We start from the raw sequence: 18,525 nt of genomic DNA on the forward strand, positions 1-18,525 counted from the left end.
ATCTATTATAGGAGACAAAAAGAGATGAGTGTTAAAACAAACCTACATGGACGATTAAGAAATACACCTTTACCTGTTAATCAAGGACTAATGCCTCTTTTTGAAGCTGTTGTAAACTCTATTCATTCTATAGAAGAGTATGGAGAAAAAAATGGACGTAATATCCGTGATAGAAGTATTGTTATTGACATCGCGAGAAAAACTCAAACTGTAGCAGACTTAGATGATACTAAAACAAAACGAGGTGTTAATGCTCAAAGTGAGATTACAGGGTTTAAAATAACTGACAATGGAATAGGTTTCAACGATGATAATTATCAATCGTTTGAGACATTAGATAGTGAATATAAGATTGATAAAGGTTGTCGAGGTGTTGGGCGTTTATTGTGGTTAAAAGCATTTGATACTGTAAGTGTTGTAAGTATTTTTAAAAATCATAGAAAGATGACAAAAAGGACTTTCACTTTTGATGCACATTCTGGAGTTAGTGATCCAATAGATGAAACTGTATCTAATAGTGAAATCAAAACCATAGTGACATTAAATGGGTTTCATAAAGATTATAGAAAAGCTTCATCAAAAACTACATATAAAATTGCAGAAAGTTTACTAGAACATTGTCTTTGGTATTTTGTACGAGAGAGAGGTGTTCCTAAAATTGTAATACGGGACAAGGAAGAAAGTATATCTTTAGATGATTTATATGAAGAATATATGACTGCTTCAGCAGTTCCTGATAGTATTACAATAAAAGAGCAAAAATTCGATCTAATTCATATAAAATCAAAGCCCTCTTCAAATAAAGTACACTCAATTTCATATATTGCGGCGAGTCGATTTGTTAAAGAAGAAAGCATAGAAAAAAGTATTCCTGGTTTGTATGGAAAATTGAATGATGGAACAAACGACTTTATTTATAAATGTTATATAAGTTCAGAGTTTTTGGATGAAAGAGTGCGACCAGAAAGAACTGGTTTGGATATTGTGGATAATTCTGAAGGTTTAATATCTGAGTTTGAAATATCATATAAAGATATAAAAGAAGCAGTGTTGAAAAAAACTGAAAAATTTTTAAAGTCTTATTTAGAAGATAATTTAAATGCCAGTAAAGAGAGAGTTAATAATTTCGTAGAAACTAAAGCACCTCGTTATCGTCCAATAATGTCAAGAATTCCTGAGAATAAATTAAATGTTGATCCTAATATTTCAGACAAAGATTTAGATTTAATTTTACATAAATATTTATATGAAATTGAAAAGGATGTAATAGACAGAGGTCATTCAATTATGGTACCTGAAGCACATGAAGACTCTGAAGAGTACCAAAAACGTCTACAAAATTATTTAGGTGATGTTGAGGATATAAAAAAATCAGATTTAGCAAACTATGTTTCACATAGAAAGGTGATTTTAGATTTATTGGAAGCTTCAATTCAACGGCGAGAAGATGGTAAATATGCAAGAGAAGAACTTATTCATGATCTTATAATGCCAATGCAAAAAGAATCTAATGAATTACGCTTTGATGAGATGAATTTATGGTTGTTAGATGAAAAATTAGCATTCCATAACTATTTAGCTTCAGATAAAACACTTAACTCAATGAGTATTACAGATTCAAAATCTACTAAAGAACCAGATTTACTTGCATTACATGTTAGAGATAATCCCATACTTGTTTCGGAAGATAATAACTCACCTCTAGCTTCTATGGTTGTTGTAGAAATCAAAAGACCTATGAGAAACAATATGAAATCAGGGGAAAAAGATGATCCTATTGAACAAGCATTAGGATACTTAAATAGAATCAGAAATGGAAAAGTTACAACTGCTCAAGGACGACATATTCCAAATGCAAATAGATTGCCTGGCTTCTGCTATATTGTAGCTGACCTTACTGATACATTAGTATATAGATGTAAAATGTCTAACTTAACACCTACTGATGATGGTATGGGTTATTTTGGTTTTAATAAAGAGTTTGAAGCATATATTGAAGTAATCTCGTTTGATAAATTAGTTCAATCTGCAAAAGAAAGAAATAGAGCATTCTTTGATAAATTGGGGTTACCAGCAACATGAAATTAACTTTTTATACCAGAGATAGAGGCTTTAGGATACCTAAAAGTAGTAACTTGTCCGTATATTTAATAAAGGATAATTGGAATGACTTTAGTTTTAGAACTTTATATCAGATTACCCTTTTTGATGACAAAGGAACTGAATATGATTTAGGCTATATCAAGATAGCTAACTTTGGTCAAACTACAGAAGAAAGGTTGGAACTACCAACAGAATTTGAAGAACTTGATCAGAGATTCTTTTCATTGGGACAAAGTTCTGAGTATTATGTAACCATACAAAAATTAAATCCACAGTTGAAAGAGTTATTCCTAACAAATATTAGAGATATAGTTTTTGATAAAGAATTGCAGTTAAAAGCGTTAGAAGAAGAAGTAACTAGAACATCATTACTTAGAGATACTAGTATTGTAACAGTAAAAGAACAGTATTTTAGGATATTGAATGGTGATGCAATTTTAACCCCTTATAATTTTAAGTATAAAACAAGACAGAGTAACACTGAAGCAGGATATAAATTAACATTTAATGTGGAACCTAAAAGTAATCCTCCAACCAATATTCATATTTTAATTGGCAGAAATGGGGTTGGTAAAACCCACTTACTTAATAATATGGTAAAAAGCTTTTTACAACTTGATGAATCAAAAGGTAGCTTTCAACAAATAAAAGATGAATGGGAAGATTCGGGAGAGTTTTTTTCCCGTGTTGTTTCAGTATCATATAGTGCTTTCGACCCATTTCAGCCATATTCAGAGAAGGAATATCCCAATTATTCTTATATAGGATTAAAAAAAACAGATGAAAATACAACTAAAAATCATGCTGAATTAGCAGAAGAGTTTTCGAATAGTATAGAACATTGTTTCAGGACGGGGAAAAAAGATAAGTGGCTAAATGCAATGCAAAGCCTAGAATCATCAACATTATTTAATGAAATCAATATTGCGCATATTGCAGAGGAGTCTGTAAAAGCTAAAAATATTAAGAAAATATTTAAGAGATTAAGCTCTGGGCATTCCATTGTTTTATTAACACTAACTAAATTAGTAGAAAAAGTAGAAGAAAAAACTTTAGTTTTATTAGATGAACCAGAAGCTCATTTGCACCCTCCACTTTTATCAGCATTTATAAGGTCTTTATCAGATTTACTAGTGAATAGAAATGCAGTTGGAATTATAGCTACTCATTCACCAGTAATAGTACAAGAAGTACCAAAAAGCTGTGTATGGAAATTAAGTAGATTTAGATATGAAGCAAAAGCTGAAAGATTTGAACATGAAACTTTTGGTGAAACAATTGGGAAAATTACTCGTGAAGTTTTTGATTTGGAAGTTAATGAATCTGGATTTTATAAGCTACTTAGTGATGATGTAAATGATGGTAAAACTTATGAACAGATTGTTCAAAAGTATAATGGTCAATTAGGTTTTGAAGCTAAATTGTTGTTGAGAGCCCTATTAAACAATAAAATAGAGAGTTAATATAATGAGAATAATTACAAAACCAAGTATTTCTCCTCTTAGAACATATGTGAGGTGTTACTCGAGTTATAGAATTGCTGCCAAAAATAATTTTAGAGCTATTGCAAAATTTATTGATATTCAATCTTTAGACTATGATCGAAGAGCCAACAATAAAAACTTATATACATTTTCAGTGCACACTCATGTACATGGGCATATATCAAAAAATGAAATGGTTAAATTATATAATGATAAAATGGTAAAACATCCTACAGGACGAAAAATATATGACAAATTAATGGGACTAGCCCCATTGGATCGATGCCCTTTTTGTGGTATTGGAAGAGTAAAAACATTAGATCACTATTTACCCGAAACAAAGTTTCCAACTTTTTCTGTATTACCTTATAATTTAGTGGCAAGTTGTAGAGATTGTAACATCGGCAAATCTACACATTTTGCAAGCACACAAAATACACAAACTATACATCCATATTATGATGACTATACACATGAACAATGGCTATATGCAAAAGTTTTAGAGTCTATTCCTGTATCGATTGAATTTTATGTTAATCCTCCTAGCCATTGGGATCAAGTAGATAAAGATAGGGTTCAAGAGCATTTTAAGAGTTATGAGCTAGCTGAAAGATTTTCTATTGAAGCATCAAATGCTTTAGCTGATTTAAGAGAAGAGTTTATACTATACAAGTCTAGCCCTAGTATTATTCAAAAAGAATTAAAGAAAAAAGCAAAAGTGTATGAAAGTAGATATAAAAACTCTTTTGAAACAGCTATGTACCAAGCATTGTACAAAAGTCAATGGTATTGTAATGGAGGATATGCTTAATGACAAAATTTACAGAAGAAAAACTAAAACTATCACTTATAGATTTACTTAAAACAAAATGGAATCAATGATGAATATCTACACCCCACCATATACCATAACTTCAAAAATGTTAACACTTACAAATGATATAAGTGAGATGATAGCTACTATCTCAACTATCAAAAAAGAGAGAAACACTCCTATTCTTCGTAAAAAAAACAGAGTTCGCTCCATCACAGGATCTTTACAAATAGAGGGCAATACACTTAGTCAAGAGGAGATAACAGCCATTATAGATGGTAAACGAGTGCTTGGCAGTGTAAAAGAGATAGAAGAGGTAAAGGGTGCTATAGAGTCTTATGAACATATCCACGAGTATGATCCTAAAAAGTTAGAGGATCTCTTGTTGGCTCATAAGTTAATGATGGGAAATATACTCAATAATGCAGGAGAATTTAGAGCTTCAAATGTAGGAATATATGGCAAAGATGGGGTAAGTCATGTGGCACCTCCACCATATAAAGTTCATGATCTGATGAGAGATCTGTTTGATTGGTTGGCGATTACAAAAGAGCATCCTCTTATAGTTAGTAGTGTGTTTCATTATGAGTTTGAGTTTATTCACCCCTTTAGTGATGGCAATGGTAGAATTGGGCGACTTTGGCAGAGTGTTATACTTGGTAGTTTTAGAGAGATTTTTTATTTTATTCCTATAGAGAGTGTAGTTAAAGAGTATCAAAGTGAGTATTATAAAGCTTTGGAAGAAGCTGGAAGTTGTGGAGAAAGTACACCTTTTGTAGAGTTTATGCTAGAGAGTATTCAAAAAGCAGTTAGTGATTTTATAAAAGAGTATCAAAAAAGTGACCCAAAAAGTAGCCTAAAAAGTGACCAGAAAATTTTTACTTTGATGTTGCAAGATAGTAAAATTACTATAAAAGAGTTGTCATTAAGACTTGCTATGAGTGAATCAGGTATAAAAAAAGCTATAAACAAACTCAAACAAGAGGGGAAAATCAAAAGGGTAGGCAGTGCAAAAGGTGGCTACTGGGAAGTGTATGATGAGTAAATTTACAGAAGAAAAACTAGAACTAGCATTTATAAAACTACTTGAAGAACAAGGCATAAGTTATCAATACGGCAAAGATATAGATAGAGATGAGAGTGAAGTCCTTTTAAAAGAGGATCTTAAAGAGTATTTACAAGAAAGATATAAAAAAGAAAATATTACTGAGAGTGAGATTGCTCAGATAGTACGAAAACTAGAAACATATCCAGCTAGTGACCTCTACGATACAAACAAGTCTATCATGAAGTTAGTCTCTGACGGATTTATATTTAAAAGAGAAGATGCAACTGCTAAAGATATACATATACAACTTATAAACTACGAAGATGTAGAAGCCAATAATTTTAAAATAGTAAATCAGTTAGAGATTGTAGGATACGAAAAACGAATACCCGATGGGATACTGTATATAAACGGTATGCCACTTGTGGTATTTGAATTTAAAAGTGCCATAAGAGAAGAAGCAACACTTCATGATGCTTATGTGCAACTCACTACTAGGTATAGGAGAGATATACCAGAGCTTTTTAAATACAATGCTTTTTGTGTCATTAGTGATGGAGTGAACAACAAAGCAGGTTCATTTTTTGCACCTTATGAGTTTTTTTATGCTTGGAGAAAGATAACAGGTTATGAAGAAGATGTAGATGGCATAGACTCTATGTATTCTATGATTGCAGGGATGTTTAACAGAGATAGATTGGTAGATATTATCCATAACTTTATCTATATACCAGACAAAGCAAAAGATGAACAAAAGATAGTATGTCGATATCCTCAATACTATGCTACAAAAAAACTCTATGAAAACATCAAACTCCATCAAAAACCAAAGGGTGATGGTAAAGGTGGTACATACTTTGGTGCTACTGGATGTGGTAAGAGTTTTACTATGCTTTACTTAACTAGAATGCTTATGAAGAGTGTAGAATTTTCAAGCCCTACAATTATACTCATTACTGATAGAACAGACTTAGATGTACAGTTAAGTTCACAGTTTGCAAATGCCAAGGGCTTTATAGGTGATGATGGTGTTGTGAGTGTAGAGAGCCGTGCAGATTTACGAGAGAAACTCAGTGGTAGAGAAAGTGGAGGAGTATTTTTAACTACTATTCATAAATTTACAGAAGATTTAGAGGTTTTGAGTGAGCGAAATAACATCATCTGTATATCTGATGAAGCACACCGTAGTCAAATCAACCTAGACCAAAAAGTAAAAATTACTAAAGATGGTGTAAAAAAGAGTTATGGTTTTGCAAAATATCTGCATGATTCTTTGCCAAATGCTACCTATGTTGGTTTTACTGGAACTCCTATAGATGCTACTTTAGATGTATTTGGAGATGTAGTAGATAGCTACACTATGACTGAATCTGTAAGAGATGAGATAACGGTAAGAGTCGTTTATGAGGGAAGAGCTGCCAAGGTAGTACTTGATAACTCTAAACTTCAAGAGATTGAGAAATATTATGATGAGTGTGCCCAATCTGGTGCAAATGAGTACCAGATAGACGAGAGTAAAAAATCTATGGCAAAGATGAGTGTTATCTTGGGAGACCCGGATAGACTCAAAGCATTAGCCAAAGATTTTGTAAAGCATTATGAAAAAAGAGTAGAAGAAGGTGCAACACTCAAAGGTAAAGCTATCTTTGTTTCAAGCAGTAGAGATATAGCCTATAACCTTTTTAAAGAGATAGTGGCTCTTAGACCTGAGTGGAATGAGAAAAAAGTATGTGATGATAATGCCAAACTTACTGAGCGAGAAAAAAAAGAGATACTTCCACTTGAAAAAATCAAAATGGTGATGACTCGCAATAAAGATGATAAAAAAGAGTTATACGATATGCTAGGCACGAAAGAGTATAGAAAAACTCTTGATGTGCAGTTTAAAAATGAAAAATCAAACTTTAAAATAGCCATAGTAGTAGATATGTGGCTTACAGGTTTTGATGTGCCATTTCTAGATACTATCTACATAGACAAACCTATAAGTGAGCATAACCTTATACAGACTATCTCAAGAGTCAACAGAAAATATAAGTCGAAAGAGAAAGGGCTTGTAGTTGACTATATAGGCATAAAGACAGCTATGAATAAGGCTCTTAAACAGTTTTCTAAGATAGATAGTCAAAACTTTGAAGATATTAATGCTTCTATAGTTGTAGTAAAAGACCAGCTTGATTTACTTGCAAAACTGTTTCATAAGTTCGATACAAGTAGATATTTTCATGGAACTCCTACAGAACAACTAGAGTGTTTAAATCAAGCGAGTGAATATGTGCAGTTAACCAAAGAGTTAGAATCTCGGTTTATGTATATAGTTAAGCGACTAAAAGGGGCTTATGATATATGCTGTGGTAGTGAAGCTTTTACTCAAGATGAAAAAGATCATATTCATTTTTATTTAGCAGTTCGTAGCATTATCATAAAGCTTACTCGTGGAGATGCTCCTGATACTGCACAGATGAATGCTAAAGTATCGCAAATGATAGCAGAAGCACTTAAAAGTGATGGTGTTGAGGAGATATTTAAACTAGGATCTGAAGATGAAGCTCAGATAGATATATTTGACGAAGATTATATTAACAAAATAGAAAAAATTAAATTGCCAAATACAAAGATAAAACTTCTACAGCAACTACTACAAAAAGCACTAGAAGATTTTAAAAAAGTAAATAAGGTCAAAGCAGTAGATTTTTCTAAAAAGTTTACAGCCTTAGTAGAAAAGTACAATGAAAGAAAAGAGGAAGATGTTTTAGTCAGTGGAGTCCTAGAGGATTTCACTGATGAGATTATTGACCTCTATCATGCTCTTAGAGAAGAAAAAGCATCCTTTGGAGATATGGGTATAGATTTTGAAGAAAAAGCCTTCTACGATATCTTAAAAAGTATAGCACATAAGTTTGATTTTAATTATCCAGAGGAGAAACTAATAATTCTATCTCGTGAAGTGAAAAAAGTTGTTGATGATAAAAGCAAATATACAGACTGGAATATAAGAGAAGATATAAAAGCTGAACTTAAAGTTGATCTTATAATGTTACTAGCTAAACATGGGTATCCACCAATCACAAGAGATGAAGTATTTAAAGAGATATTTGAACAGGCTGAGAATTTTAAGAAATATAGGGAGTGATGAGATGGAAGAGATAGATTTTAGTGAAATTAGTAGAGAGGATATTATTAAAGCTTTTCATAAATATGATGAATTAAAAGCAAATAACCAAATAAATCCACATAGACAAGCGAAAGATTATATATTATTTTGGAATAGTAAAGAATATCCTCAAAAATATATTGTGGGCATTGCTTATGGACTAAAATATGGACAAGACATATTAGACAGCTCCTTATATAATGCTACAGGTAATCATAAGGCTGCTGCTCAATGGTGCCTTGAAAGAAATGGATTTGTTTTATATGCTGATAAAAAATATAAAAAATATTTAGAAGGAAAATACGACAATCAAACTACTATAAATACCTACTATTCTGATCTTAAAAAAGCGATTAAGATTTTTCAAAATATCGAAAAGCTTAAAGAAAAAAATCTAAATGAAATTTTTGAAAGTATGAAAAATGGTGAGATTAGTTTTGAAGAATATGATAAAGCACAGAAAGAACTAGGTTTTGATGATAAACAACTTTTTAGCACATTAAAGACAAAAGCAAAAACATACTTAGAAGCTTTAAAGGATAGAAGAAAAAAAATTATTGAAGAAGAAGATGAAAGATTTTATCTAACATTAGCAAATGAGTTTGAACTCACTACTAGAAAACCACATCTCTCAAGTGGTCGACAATATTTCCAAATCTATCCTAAAAATACTCCAATATCTGAAGGCACAGGTGGCACTCATTATGAATTTGAAATAAAGGGAGATGATGTTGTACTGGCATTGCATTTAGAAAATAGAATAAAAGATAGAGAAGGTCTGAAAAAGTATTTAAACATTCCAAACCCAGCATCGTCAAAAAGAGTTTTTTCAGAGACAATAGTTACCAATATGACAGAAAATGAAATCAGAGAAAAGTTTCAAAAACTATATAATCAATATGAAGAAAAAATTAATCAATATTATCAGCTTGGCACAACTACAAAGGAAAAAACATTGGAAGAGAAAGAAGTAAATTTACAAGCATTAAATCAAATCCTCTATGGTCCTCCAGGAACAGGAAAAACTTACAAAATTAATAAACTTAAAGAACAGTTTATCTATAAAGAAAGTAGTATTAGCGATGTTGAATGGGTAAAAAAAATCGTAGAAGAGTTGACTTGGTTCGAAGTAGTTTCACTTGTCCTTTATGATTTAGAAAAAGAAGCAAAAGTTCCAGAGATTGCAAAGCATGAGTTAATTATTGCTAAAGCGGAATTACTGAATAAGAAAAAAGGTGTACCGCAACAAATTTGGGCAGCATTACAAACACATACTATTCTAGAGTCTACGACAGTGAATTATAAAACAAGGGTTGAACCTTTAGTCTTTGATAAATTAAAAAACTCTATATGGAGATTGATAGATGGTTTTGAAGAAAAAACACCTGAACTTATTAGTATTTACGATAAATATAAAAATGGAAAGCCTCTTTCTCAAGAATTACATAATTATAAGTTCATTACATTTCATCAAAGTTACGGGTATGAAGAATTTGTAGAGGGTATTAAAGCTATTCCTGCTGGGGAAATGGGCAATGAAGATGGTGAAGAGATGATTTACCAAGTAACAGATGGCATATTTAAAAAAATGGCAGAAAGGGCAAAGAAAAATCCAAACTACAAATATGCACTTTTTATAGATGAAATTAATCGTGGTAACATCTCTAAAATTTTTGGAGAGCTTATCACTCTTATAGAAGATGGTAAAAGGCTTGGTCAAGATGAAGGCATGGAAATAGTTTTACCTTATAGTAATAGTTCATTTGGTGTGCCAGATAATTTATATATCATTGGTACGATGAATACAGCAGATAGAAGTATAGCTTTAATGGATACAGCACTCAGAAGAAGGTTTGAGTTTACAGAGATGATGCCAGATTTAGAAGTTGTTAAAAATGTAAGTGTTGAAGATATTAATGTTTACAAACTTCTTGAAACAATCAACAAAAGAATCGAGTATCTTTATGATAGAGATCATACTATTGGTCATGCTTACTTTATGAGACTAAAAGAGGAAAATAATTTAGGTACTCTAGCGACTATTTTTAAAAATAAAATTATCCCTCTTTTGCAAGAGTATTTTTATGATGATTGGGAAAAGATAAGATTAGTTCTTGGTGACAATCAAAAAAGTGATAAAAGCTTAAAGTTTATTATCCAAAAAGAAGATTACAGTATGAAAGAGCTGTTTGGTGACAGTGGTTTAGACTTATTAGAGGTTGAAGAAGAATCTAGTGTATATGAAATTAACGAAGTTGCTTTTAATCATCCATTGAGCTACATAAGAATATATGAAAACTAATTTTTCAATTTCAGAATACCACTCTATTTATATAAACAAAGCAGATAGTTATGGATTAGATTCACAAAATAATCTAGCCGTACCTAAAAAGATTTTTAACGATTTAAAGCAGTTTGTTTTGAAAAATAGTGAGCAAACACTGTTTCTGAAGCCTTCATACAAGAAAGGATTAGGTGAAACCCTACAAGCACAAAATTATGTAGGGGTAATACAAACTAAAGATGGTACAACTATTGAGATATTACCAAAGATACAAAGCATTAATGAAGATGAATTAAAAAAACTCTTAATAAAGATGCTAAAAACTCTCAAAAAATCACCATTTAAAAATTTTAATATGGCACATCTAAAAAGTTCAAAAATGCCACTTTTAGAAATTTTTATTACAATGTTTCTTGATGAACTGCTCAAGCTGATTAAAAAAGGTATTAAATCTGATTACATTTCCAAAAATGAAAATTTAAAATTTCTCAAAGGCAAACTAAAAATAAACCAACAAATAAAGGCAAACTACATCCACAAAGAAAACTTCTTTGTGGAGTATCAAGAGTTTTTAAGTAATAGAGTAGAAAACAAACTCATTAAAACAACTCTTGAATTTTTATATAAAAAATCAAGGTCAAATAAAAATCAGCAAAAGATTAGAGAGTTTTTATTTGTTTTTGACTATATTGAAAAATCACATAATATAAAACATGACTTTTCAAAAATAAAACTGAATAGGCAAATGAAAGATTATGAAAAAACACTATTATGGTGTAAAACATTCTTACTTAAAAATTCATTTACACCCTACAAAGGTAAGGATATAGCTTTTGCATTGCTATTTGACATGAACTTGCTATTTGAATCATATGTAGGAGATTATTTAAAAAAGCAAGGATTAAATATTAGTTTACAGGATAAAGGAAAGTATCTTGTAGAGAAGCCTAATAAATTTGCATTAAGACCTGATATTGTTATAAATAAAGATGAACAGCAGCTTATAGCGGATACTAAATGGAAAATTATTAGAGATGAAAAAGATATTTCACAAACTGATATGTATCAACTGTATGCTTATGGAACAAAGTACCAAGGTTGTTCACAACTATATTTAATCTATCCATATGAGAACAATCATCTTAATCTAAAATATATATATCAAGAAGAAAAAAACAATAAATTATTATTGAATATATTATTTTTTGATTTGACATCTCCAGAGCCGATCTTCTATAAGGATAAAACATTAAAATGTTCAATAGAAACTTTTTGAAAAATCATAAGAACATATAATTCATTTCTATGAAAAAAGTTTAAGGTTAATATAGTTTACCTTAATTCCTTATGGAGAAAAACTGAATCCTTCTATATCATCATGATCTGACGAGGAGTACTTAGTACTTAGCTCTTTATCCTTTTTTTCCAATTGTTTAATTTGTTGAAAAGCTTTTTCTAACTCTTTTTTTTGTTGATCTATTATATTTGTCCTTTTTTTAGCTTCCTCCACTAAAAGCTTCAAAAAAACATGTAATAAATTATTTACCGACATCTTGTTAAATTCCTCTTTCATTAAATGTGGAGGAATTGTTTTTTTTATCTTCTCGGCAATTACAGTTAATTCTGATTTTAAACTTATATTATTTTCTTTTTGGATTTTTAAATCTTTTTGATATGTTATCTGTTGCTTGAGAGTTATTTGCTGTAGATCTTGAATCTTATTTTTTAGAATCTCATTTTCTTTTTTGTATTTTTTAATTTCAAGTTTTTTATTCCCATTTTCTTCTTTTAATCTTGAAATTTGCGTATTCTTTACCGCAATAGCTTTTTCTTGCTGTTCCATAGCTTCTTTGAAATCATAAGTATCCAATCGTTTTCGCTTACTACCCTTTTTCCCTCTTATCATCCCTAGTGTTTTTGCTACAAAATCTTGCATTTCTATATAAAAAGACTTATCAAGTCTTTTACGTGTTCTTTTACCATTTTTATCAAAACTATTTTGTGCAATGGAAATACCATTGCTATCGATGCCCATGATTTCAATATGAGCGTGATAATTTTTAACTTTAATTTTGGTATCAAAGTACTTTATATTTTTATATCGTCCTTCATCTTTATGAATCGCTACTTGAAGAATTTTTGTATCTAAATCCTGTTCAATTTTCTCGCAAATTAATTTTAAATCATTGAGTATATGATGTTGATTCAAGTTAACTATGGCGGACCTATGAGTAACAACATTTTTTTGAAGCTGTTGATTTGTTCTTTTAAAATAAGCTTCAGCTCTAATTTTTAACTCATTCTTATATATCTTCAATGATTCCTTTGCATTATGTAAAACCTCATTTTCTTCATCCTGAAAAATCGAATTTTTTGTAGAACAACTCCTATCGTTATGACTAAAATAACTTGAGTTCCCTTTTGCAAAATGTATACTTGATTGTGCTTTCATTTTTTACCTTTTACCTAGATAGGGTATCAGTGAGTACACACTGATACCCTAGTCATATATTTCTATTATTTTATATACCAAGTTCTTTTTCTAATTCGATGATTTGCTGTTTTATTTTTTTTATTTTTGCATTATGAAAAATAAATTTTTTTTCAAGTTCATCAAGTTTTTTTAAATTTCTTTTCATCTTTTGTTTTTTTGTTAGTTCTTTTTTTTGTTCCAACTGAAATTTACTATTTTCTATCATAATAAAACCTACCTTTTTTATTTGCATTTTAATAAATTAGATTTACTTATTCGAATTGCGCGGCCAAAACGTTTACCAATAAGCTCACCGTTCAAGAACATTTGTCTTAATTTTTGATATTCTATACCAGTTAATTTCTCTGCTTCTTCCAAGCTTATAAGCTCATCATTATTGTTCCGAATAGACAATATTTTTAGTATCTCATTTTGTATTTTTTTTATTTCCTCTAGCTCATTTGTTTTCATAAGTACTCCTTTAATTTAAATATTCTCAACTTTAACAAAAAAGGTGTTTTGAAAATAAGAAACTTTTAAAAAATTTCAAAATTTATTATAAATTAAAATCTAAAGAGTAAAAATTACCAAAGAATTCAATTGAAAAACTTTTTGAAGATTAGAGGTGATATGTTTATATTTAAAACTATCTATACTATTTGTTTGATTATTATTTGTATATGAAATATGTTATACTTCTATAAACATAAAGGAATTGGTATGAAAAAACATTCTACTGTAATGTCAGAACTGTTAGAAATTAGCGAAAACTCCTATTTTAGATGGAAAAAAAAAGATCATATTGTTTTAATTGATCTAATTGAAACATATTTCTCTACAGAAGATCTAATTGAGTTTTTAAATACAGGTAAAATTGAAAAATATGAGCAATTAAACTTTTTCAATTTAGTTAAAAAAAAGAATATAAACAAATATTTATCTTCTTTTTTACAGGATGGTAGGTATGATAGATTAAGTCTCTCTCATGATATTTTTATTGATTTCTACTTTCAGTTTTTACTTTTTGTAAAAAATCAATCATATTTTACTTCTCTAGATTTACTTATACAAAAGCACTTACTCTCCTATTGTTTATATACATATCAACCATCTATAATTGAAGACGAGTTTGAAAAGGATTATACAAACGATAAAAATGAACTTCAAAATATACTTAATAGCCTTAATAAAATAATCAATGAAGATATAATAAATAGAATACAACCACACTTTTGTATTTTTCAAAGTTGGGATGATTATATGCTTATAACTTTACAAGACATCATAGATAATCATATGTTTGATTTATTTGATTGTGAAGATAATGAAATTACAAGAAAAGAAGCTTTGTACCATATCATAGGGTATCATGTCTATTCTAATATAGACAATAAGCTAAACTTTAATGAAAAGATAAGTCTTATATCAAAAATCTTTTCTAATTTAAGCTCTACTATTTTCAAAAATAAAGAAGAATTATTTCAGCAGTTAAATAGTTTACAACTGAAGTATTTAGCAGAAATAACCTAACTAAATATTGGAGATATCCTATTCATATAGATAGCATATCCGAATTATCTGCTGCTGAATGAATCCTAAAAGTTTTCAGTAAAAAGTACTTGATGAGAGCATAATTAAAATAGTCTTATGTAAAATCTTTCGCGTTAAGAGAAGTATTTTTATTAATAGTTTAAATCGGTTAAAAGAACAAGATTTAGTTTGAGTTTATTCCTTCATATCACAATTATTATAATTGTATTTAATGAAATAAAGAATTAAATTTGTCTAAATCTTATAAAATGTTACATTATCAATTTTTTTCTCAAATATATATTTGATATTATCATAAAAATACAATATTATCAACACTATTGATAAAATAATATTTTTATGATAATATAAGTTTATGAAAAAGAAAAATAAAGAGCTTTTAAATACTATAAAAGACAAGTTTAATCTGTCTATATCATTTATTAAAACAAAGCATAATGTAAAATTACCACCTATAATAAAGATGGACTATGAAATATTTACAATCAAAATAGAATTTATTGATTTTGTTCTTATAACGCCAAAGCATCAAGAGTCCGAATCCATAAAGCGTATCAACATAATACAAGAGAAATACAATTTACCCTTATTGTATTTAAGCGAGAACATTATATTACCTCTACAACAACAATTTTTGAAGTCACGTATATCATTCATATCAGAACAAATGATTTATCTTTATCCTCTTCTATTACTTAAAAAAGAGAAAGGAGAAATTATTAATAAAAGGAAAAGTATACCTATATCTATACAGCCTTTAATACTATATATTTTGTATAATTATAAATACTATGAATATTTTGATATTGAAACAATTCAATCAGAATTAGATTATAGTACTCCTAGTTTATATAGGCATATAAAAGATTTAGAAGACTTATCCCTAATAAGTGTCAAAAAAGATGGGAGAACTAAACATTTTCAATTGAATAAAAAAATTTCTTTTAAAGATATGATTAAATTATTACACTCACCGATAAAAGAAACAATTTTTATTAAAGATGAAGATTTTCAACATATAAATAAGAATCAAATATATTGTATAGCAGGGAAAAGTGCTTTAAATCAATATAATTTAGCAGTGAGTGAACAATGCTATGCAGTTTTTTATAAGGATACACAAGAAACTGCTTGGGATAAGCTCAACTATTCCTCCCGTTATTATGACGAATATGATGAAATACAAAAATGGTATTATGACCCAAAAAGTATTATTCGGATGATGAAAGATGTACATACTTATAATCAAAATAATGTTGATCCAATATCACTATATTTAAGCTTAAGAAATAGTAGTGATGATATCAGAGTTGGAGATGCAATAGAAATGTTATTTGAAAATATTGAAAGGATATATGGATGGCAAACGATATAGTGCAAGGATTAACTCATTTTTCTGATTTTTTTAAAGACTATAAAGATGATTATATAATTATTGGTGGTGTTGCAACAGCATTAAATCAACGAAGATTTGGTGTTACTTCTAAAGCTACATTAGATATTGACCTTATAGTTTTAGATGATGAAAAAAAATCTGGATTTGTAGATAGAATGGTTTCATATATAAAAAAAGTAGGTTATCGGCATTGTGGAAAATATAAAGAAGAATCTAGAATATTATATCAATTTAAAAGTCCTAAAGATAAAGAAGCACCAGAACAAATAGAACTTTTCACCATAGATGATATTAAAGATGATGAATTAAACTTTATACGTTTAGAAGGTAGCGAGCATTATTATTATATAAGTGCAATAGTTCTTGATAATGATTATAAAGAGCTTATCGATCAGTTTAAGTTGGACTATTATAATTTATCCATAGCTGCACCTGAAGTTTTAATAGCATTAAAAGCTTTAGCATATGTAAATTTAGGAAAAGAAAATTCTTCAAGAGCTAAAAGGGATCAACAAAAACATCTTCAAGATATAAAGGAATTAATAGGTTTTATTGAAGAAGATGAAGTAAAGATTAGTACAAAAATACTCGATCAAATTACTACAGTTCTAAATGAAGTAAAAAAAATTAGAGGCAAAGAAGAAGCTGTGGAAAATGCTTTAAAAGTATATGTAAAAAAATAGAATATTCTGCATAATCAGGAATCAAGACTATCTTCCAAATAACCATTTAACAATCTATCAGCAGTTTCAAGAGTTGTTTTAGCATATCTTTTTGTAACTGCTATTGAACTGTGACCTAATACTTTACCAATATTTTCTAAACTTTCACCATTATTGACAAGTGTATTCCCAAGCAAGTGTCTAGTATCATGTATACGCATATGCTTAATTCCTGCATTCTGAATCACTTTTTCCCAATGATGTCGAAATGTATTTTTTGTTACATGTTTAGTCTTTTCCCCTTTAAAAATATAGCCATTATTACTAGAACCGTATTCTTCTAAAAAGTCTTGTAATGGTTTTAGTAAAGGATATTCTTGCCGTCTTCTAATTTTAGAATATACATCTTCAATAGTATAAGTCATTTGATCAAAATTAATATTTCTCCACTGTAGGGTCAATACTTCATTTAAACGTCTACCAAAGTATAAAAAAAGCATTATCCCTCTATATTTTTTATATGGATATTCTAAAATTGCGTGATATAAATCTGTTCTTTTATCATCAGAAAGCTCAAAGTTTACTGTATTGTCATATGAAGGAATATTGACCTTGACTGCTGGATTAATTTGTACAATTTCTAGATCAATGGCATAATTAAATAAAGGTCTCAAAATTTGCTTAATAGTTTGTGCTGTTCTCGGTTTTTTACCATCTTTGAGCATTTTATTTACAATTTTTTGAATATCAGATGTTTTAATATTTTGTATTGAAACATTCCCTAATACTTTTTTAATCCATTTACTATAGGTTACTTCCATATTGTAGATGGTTTCATCTGATAGTGTTTTTGATTTCAGCTCTTTATATTCAATAAATAAATTATGCAAGGAAACAAAATGTTTTTTTTCAAGCATGCCATTTTCTTCTAATTCTTCCCTAAGTTCTATACGCTTTGAAATTGCTTTTTTCACTGCTTGCAAGCCAGTTATATTATTATATTTAACTGTCTTCTTCATTTGTTTATTTCTAAAGTAAAATTTTATAATGATAGACATAAAGGTATAGTCAAGTTTTTTCAAATCACTACGACTAAGTTGTTTTTTTGAGAAAATAGACTTGCTATCTTTATAATAAAGTCCAGTTGTGTCCAATCCATCTATACTAATTTTAATTAATTTATCTTGTAATGCCATAATAAAGAAATTTTAACATAATAAACTTAGGGTATGGTTTAGGGTATGGTATTAGATATAATTTGATATATTTCTATATATATTATAGAACAAATAGTATTTATAAAACCCCTATTTTAAGCTCTACAGACAACTCTATATAATTTAATATAAGTTATATAGTCTAGACTTAGGATCTGGTGCCGCAAGGTGTGAAGGTTCAAGTCCTTTCGTCCGCACCATCAAATAATTAAATCTCTTAAAACTACCAAAACAACGAAATTTTAAAGACTTTAAGAAAACTCATAAATAATTTTTCTAACCTATTTCTAACCTTGAATTGCGCCCATTCAACCAATAAATGCAATTTCCACCTCTTAA

At 29.1% G+C, this 18,525-nt stretch carries 14 protein-coding genes; 10 read left to right on the forward strand and 4 right to left on the reverse strand.

Features of this window, described 5'->3' with window-relative positions:
- Positions 1-24: 24 nt before the first annotated feature.
- The 7 genes from ES948_RS08630 to ES948_RS08660 all read left to right on the forward strand — a co-directional run bounded on the left by ES948_RS08630 (position 25) and on the right by ES948_RS08660 (position 12,163).
- Positions 25-2,082, forward strand: coding sequence for an ATP-binding protein (locus ES948_RS08630; protein WP_152184546.1), 2,058 nt, complete (start codon positions 25-27; stop codon positions 2,080-2,082).
- Positions 2,079-3,566, forward strand: a complete 1,488-nt coding sequence (locus ES948_RS08635; RefSeq protein WP_152184547.1) for an AAA family ATPase — start codon at positions 2,079-2,081, stop codon at positions 3,564-3,566. The genes ES948_RS08630 and ES948_RS08635 overlap by 4 nt, the downstream gene beginning before the upstream one ends.
- A gap of 4 nt (positions 3,567-3,570) precedes the next feature.
- Positions 3,571-4,398 (forward strand): HNH endonuclease, encoded by an 828-nt coding sequence (locus ES948_RS08640; protein WP_152184548.1) that lies wholly within the window; start codon positions 3,571-3,573, stop codon positions 4,396-4,398.
- A 70-nt stretch (positions 4,399-4,468) separates the two neighbouring features.
- Entirely contained in the window at positions 4,469-5,446 is a 978-nt protein-coding gene (locus tag ES948_RS08645; protein ID WP_152184549.1) for a Fic family protein, read from the forward strand.
- Positions 5,439-8,582, forward strand: coding sequence for a type I restriction endonuclease subunit R (locus tag ES948_RS08650; RefSeq protein ID WP_152184550.1), 3,144 nt, complete (start codon positions 5,439-5,441; stop codon positions 8,580-8,582). Before ES948_RS08645 ends, ES948_RS08650 begins: the two co-directional genes overlap by 8 nt.
- Before the next feature lie 4 nt (positions 8,583-8,586).
- Positions 8,587-10,905 carry an AAA family ATPase gene (locus ES948_RS11075; RefSeq protein WP_188109493.1) on the forward strand — a complete coding sequence of 773 codons (2,319 nt, stop codon included), beginning with the start codon at positions 8,587-8,589 and terminating at the stop codon, positions 10,903-10,905.
- The gene (locus tag ES948_RS08660; RefSeq protein WP_152184552.1) at positions 10,895-12,163 is read left to right on the forward strand and encodes an McrC family protein; all 1,269 of its coding nucleotides are present in this window, start codon (positions 10,895-10,897) and stop codon (positions 12,161-12,163) included. The genes ES948_RS11075 and ES948_RS08660 overlap by 11 nt, the downstream gene beginning before the upstream one ends.
- A gap of 69 nt (positions 12,164-12,232) precedes the next feature.
- Here ES948_RS08660 and ES948_RS08665 read toward each other — a convergent pair whose 3' ends face one another.
- From ES948_RS08665 to ES948_RS08670, 3 genes are all read right to left on the reverse strand, one after another.
- On the reverse strand, positions 12,233-13,339 hold the full coding sequence (locus ES948_RS08665; RefSeq protein ID WP_152184553.1) for a hypothetical protein: 1,107 nt from the start codon (positions 13,337-13,339) through the stop codon (positions 12,233-12,235).
- A gap of 70 nt (positions 13,340-13,409) precedes the next feature.
- Positions 13,410-13,586, reverse strand: coding sequence for a hypothetical protein (locus ES948_RS10890; protein ID WP_188109494.1), 177 nt, complete (start codon positions 13,584-13,586; stop codon positions 13,410-13,412).
- 17 nt (positions 13,587-13,603) lie between these two features.
- Positions 13,604-13,831 (reverse strand): MerR family transcriptional regulator, encoded by a 228-nt coding sequence (locus ES948_RS08670; RefSeq protein WP_152184554.1) that lies wholly within the window; start codon positions 13,829-13,831, stop codon positions 13,604-13,606.
- A 249-nt stretch (positions 13,832-14,080) separates the two neighbouring features.
- Between ES948_RS08670 and ES948_RS08675 the strand changes: the two genes are divergently transcribed.
- The 3 genes from ES948_RS08675 to ES948_RS08685 all read left to right on the forward strand — a co-directional run bounded on the left by ES948_RS08675 (position 14,081) and on the right by ES948_RS08685 (position 16,990).
- Positions 14,081-14,890, forward strand: a complete 810-nt coding sequence (locus tag ES948_RS08675) for a hypothetical protein (RefSeq protein ID WP_152184555.1) — start codon at positions 14,081-14,083, stop codon at positions 14,888-14,890.
- 376 nt (positions 14,891-15,266) lie between these two features.
- Positions 15,267-16,286 carry a winged helix-turn-helix domain-containing protein gene (locus ES948_RS08680; RefSeq protein WP_152184556.1) on the forward strand — a complete coding sequence of 340 codons (1,020 nt, stop codon included), beginning with the start codon at positions 15,267-15,269 and terminating at the stop codon, positions 16,284-16,286.
- A complete protein-coding gene (locus tag ES948_RS08685; RefSeq protein ID WP_152184557.1) occupies positions 16,271-16,990 on the forward strand; it encodes a hypothetical protein in 720 nt (239 codons plus the stop codon). Before ES948_RS08680 ends, ES948_RS08685 begins: the two co-directional genes overlap by 16 nt.
- 14 nt (positions 16,991-17,004) lie before the next feature.
- Here ES948_RS08685 and ES948_RS08690 read toward each other — a convergent pair whose 3' ends face one another.
- Entirely contained in the window at positions 17,005-18,165 is a 1,161-nt protein-coding gene (locus tag ES948_RS08690) for a tyrosine-type recombinase/integrase (protein WP_152184558.1), read from the reverse strand.
- Positions 18,166-18,525: the final 360 nt, after the last annotated feature.

Origin of the sequence: Sulfurimonas indica, from assembly GCF_009192995.1 — a bacterium.
Lineage (GTDB): Bacteria > Campylobacterota > Campylobacteria > Campylobacterales > Sulfurimonadaceae > Sulfurimonas > Sulfurimonas indica.

Bases quoted from the DNA above. Each gene is read 5' to 3' on its own strand.
- ES948_RS08630 (WP_152184546.1), top strand. From the start codon at position 25: ATGAGTGTTAAAACAAACCTACATGGACGATTAAGAAATACACCTTTA.
- ES948_RS08635 (WP_152184547.1), top strand. From the start codon at position 2,079: ATGAAATTAACTTTTTATACCAGAGATAGAGGCTTTAGGATACCTAAA.
- ES948_RS08640 (WP_152184548.1), top strand. From the start codon at position 3,571: ATGAGAATAATTACAAAACCAAGTATTTCTCCTCTTAGAACATATGTG.
- ES948_RS08645 (WP_152184549.1), top strand. From the start codon at position 4,469: ATGAATATCTACACCCCACCATATACCATAACTTCAAAAATGTTAACA.
- ES948_RS08650 (WP_152184550.1), top strand. From the start codon at position 5,439: ATGAGTAAATTTACAGAAGAAAAACTAGAACTAGCATTTATAAAACTA.
- ES948_RS11075 (WP_188109493.1), top strand. From the start codon at position 8,587: ATGGAAGAGATAGATTTTAGTGAAATTAGTAGAGAGGATATTATTAAA.
- ES948_RS08660 (WP_152184552.1), top strand. From the start codon at position 10,895: ATGAAAACTAATTTTTCAATTTCAGAATACCACTCTATTTATATAAAC.
- ES948_RS08665 (WP_152184553.1), bottom strand. From the start codon at position 13,339: ATGAAAGCACAATCAAGTATACATTTTGCAAAAGGGAACTCAAGTTAT.
- ES948_RS10890 (WP_188109494.1), bottom strand. From the start codon at position 13,586: ATGATAGAAAATAGTAAATTTCAGTTGGAACAAAAAAAAGAACTAACA.
- ES948_RS08670 (WP_152184554.1), bottom strand. From the start codon at position 13,831: ATGAAAACAAATGAGCTAGAGGAAATAAAAAAAATACAAAATGAGATA.
- ES948_RS08675 (WP_152184555.1), top strand. From the start codon at position 14,081: ATGAAAAAACATTCTACTGTAATGTCAGAACTGTTAGAAATTAGCGAA.
- ES948_RS08680 (WP_152184556.1), top strand. From the start codon at position 15,267: ATGAAAAAGAAAAATAAAGAGCTTTTAAATACTATAAAAGACAAGTTT.
- ES948_RS08685 (WP_152184557.1), top strand. From the start codon at position 16,271: ATGGCAAACGATATAGTGCAAGGATTAACTCATTTTTCTGATTTTTTT.
- ES948_RS08690 (WP_152184558.1), bottom strand. From the start codon at position 18,165: ATGGCATTACAAGATAAATTAATTAAAATTAGTATAGATGGATTGGAC.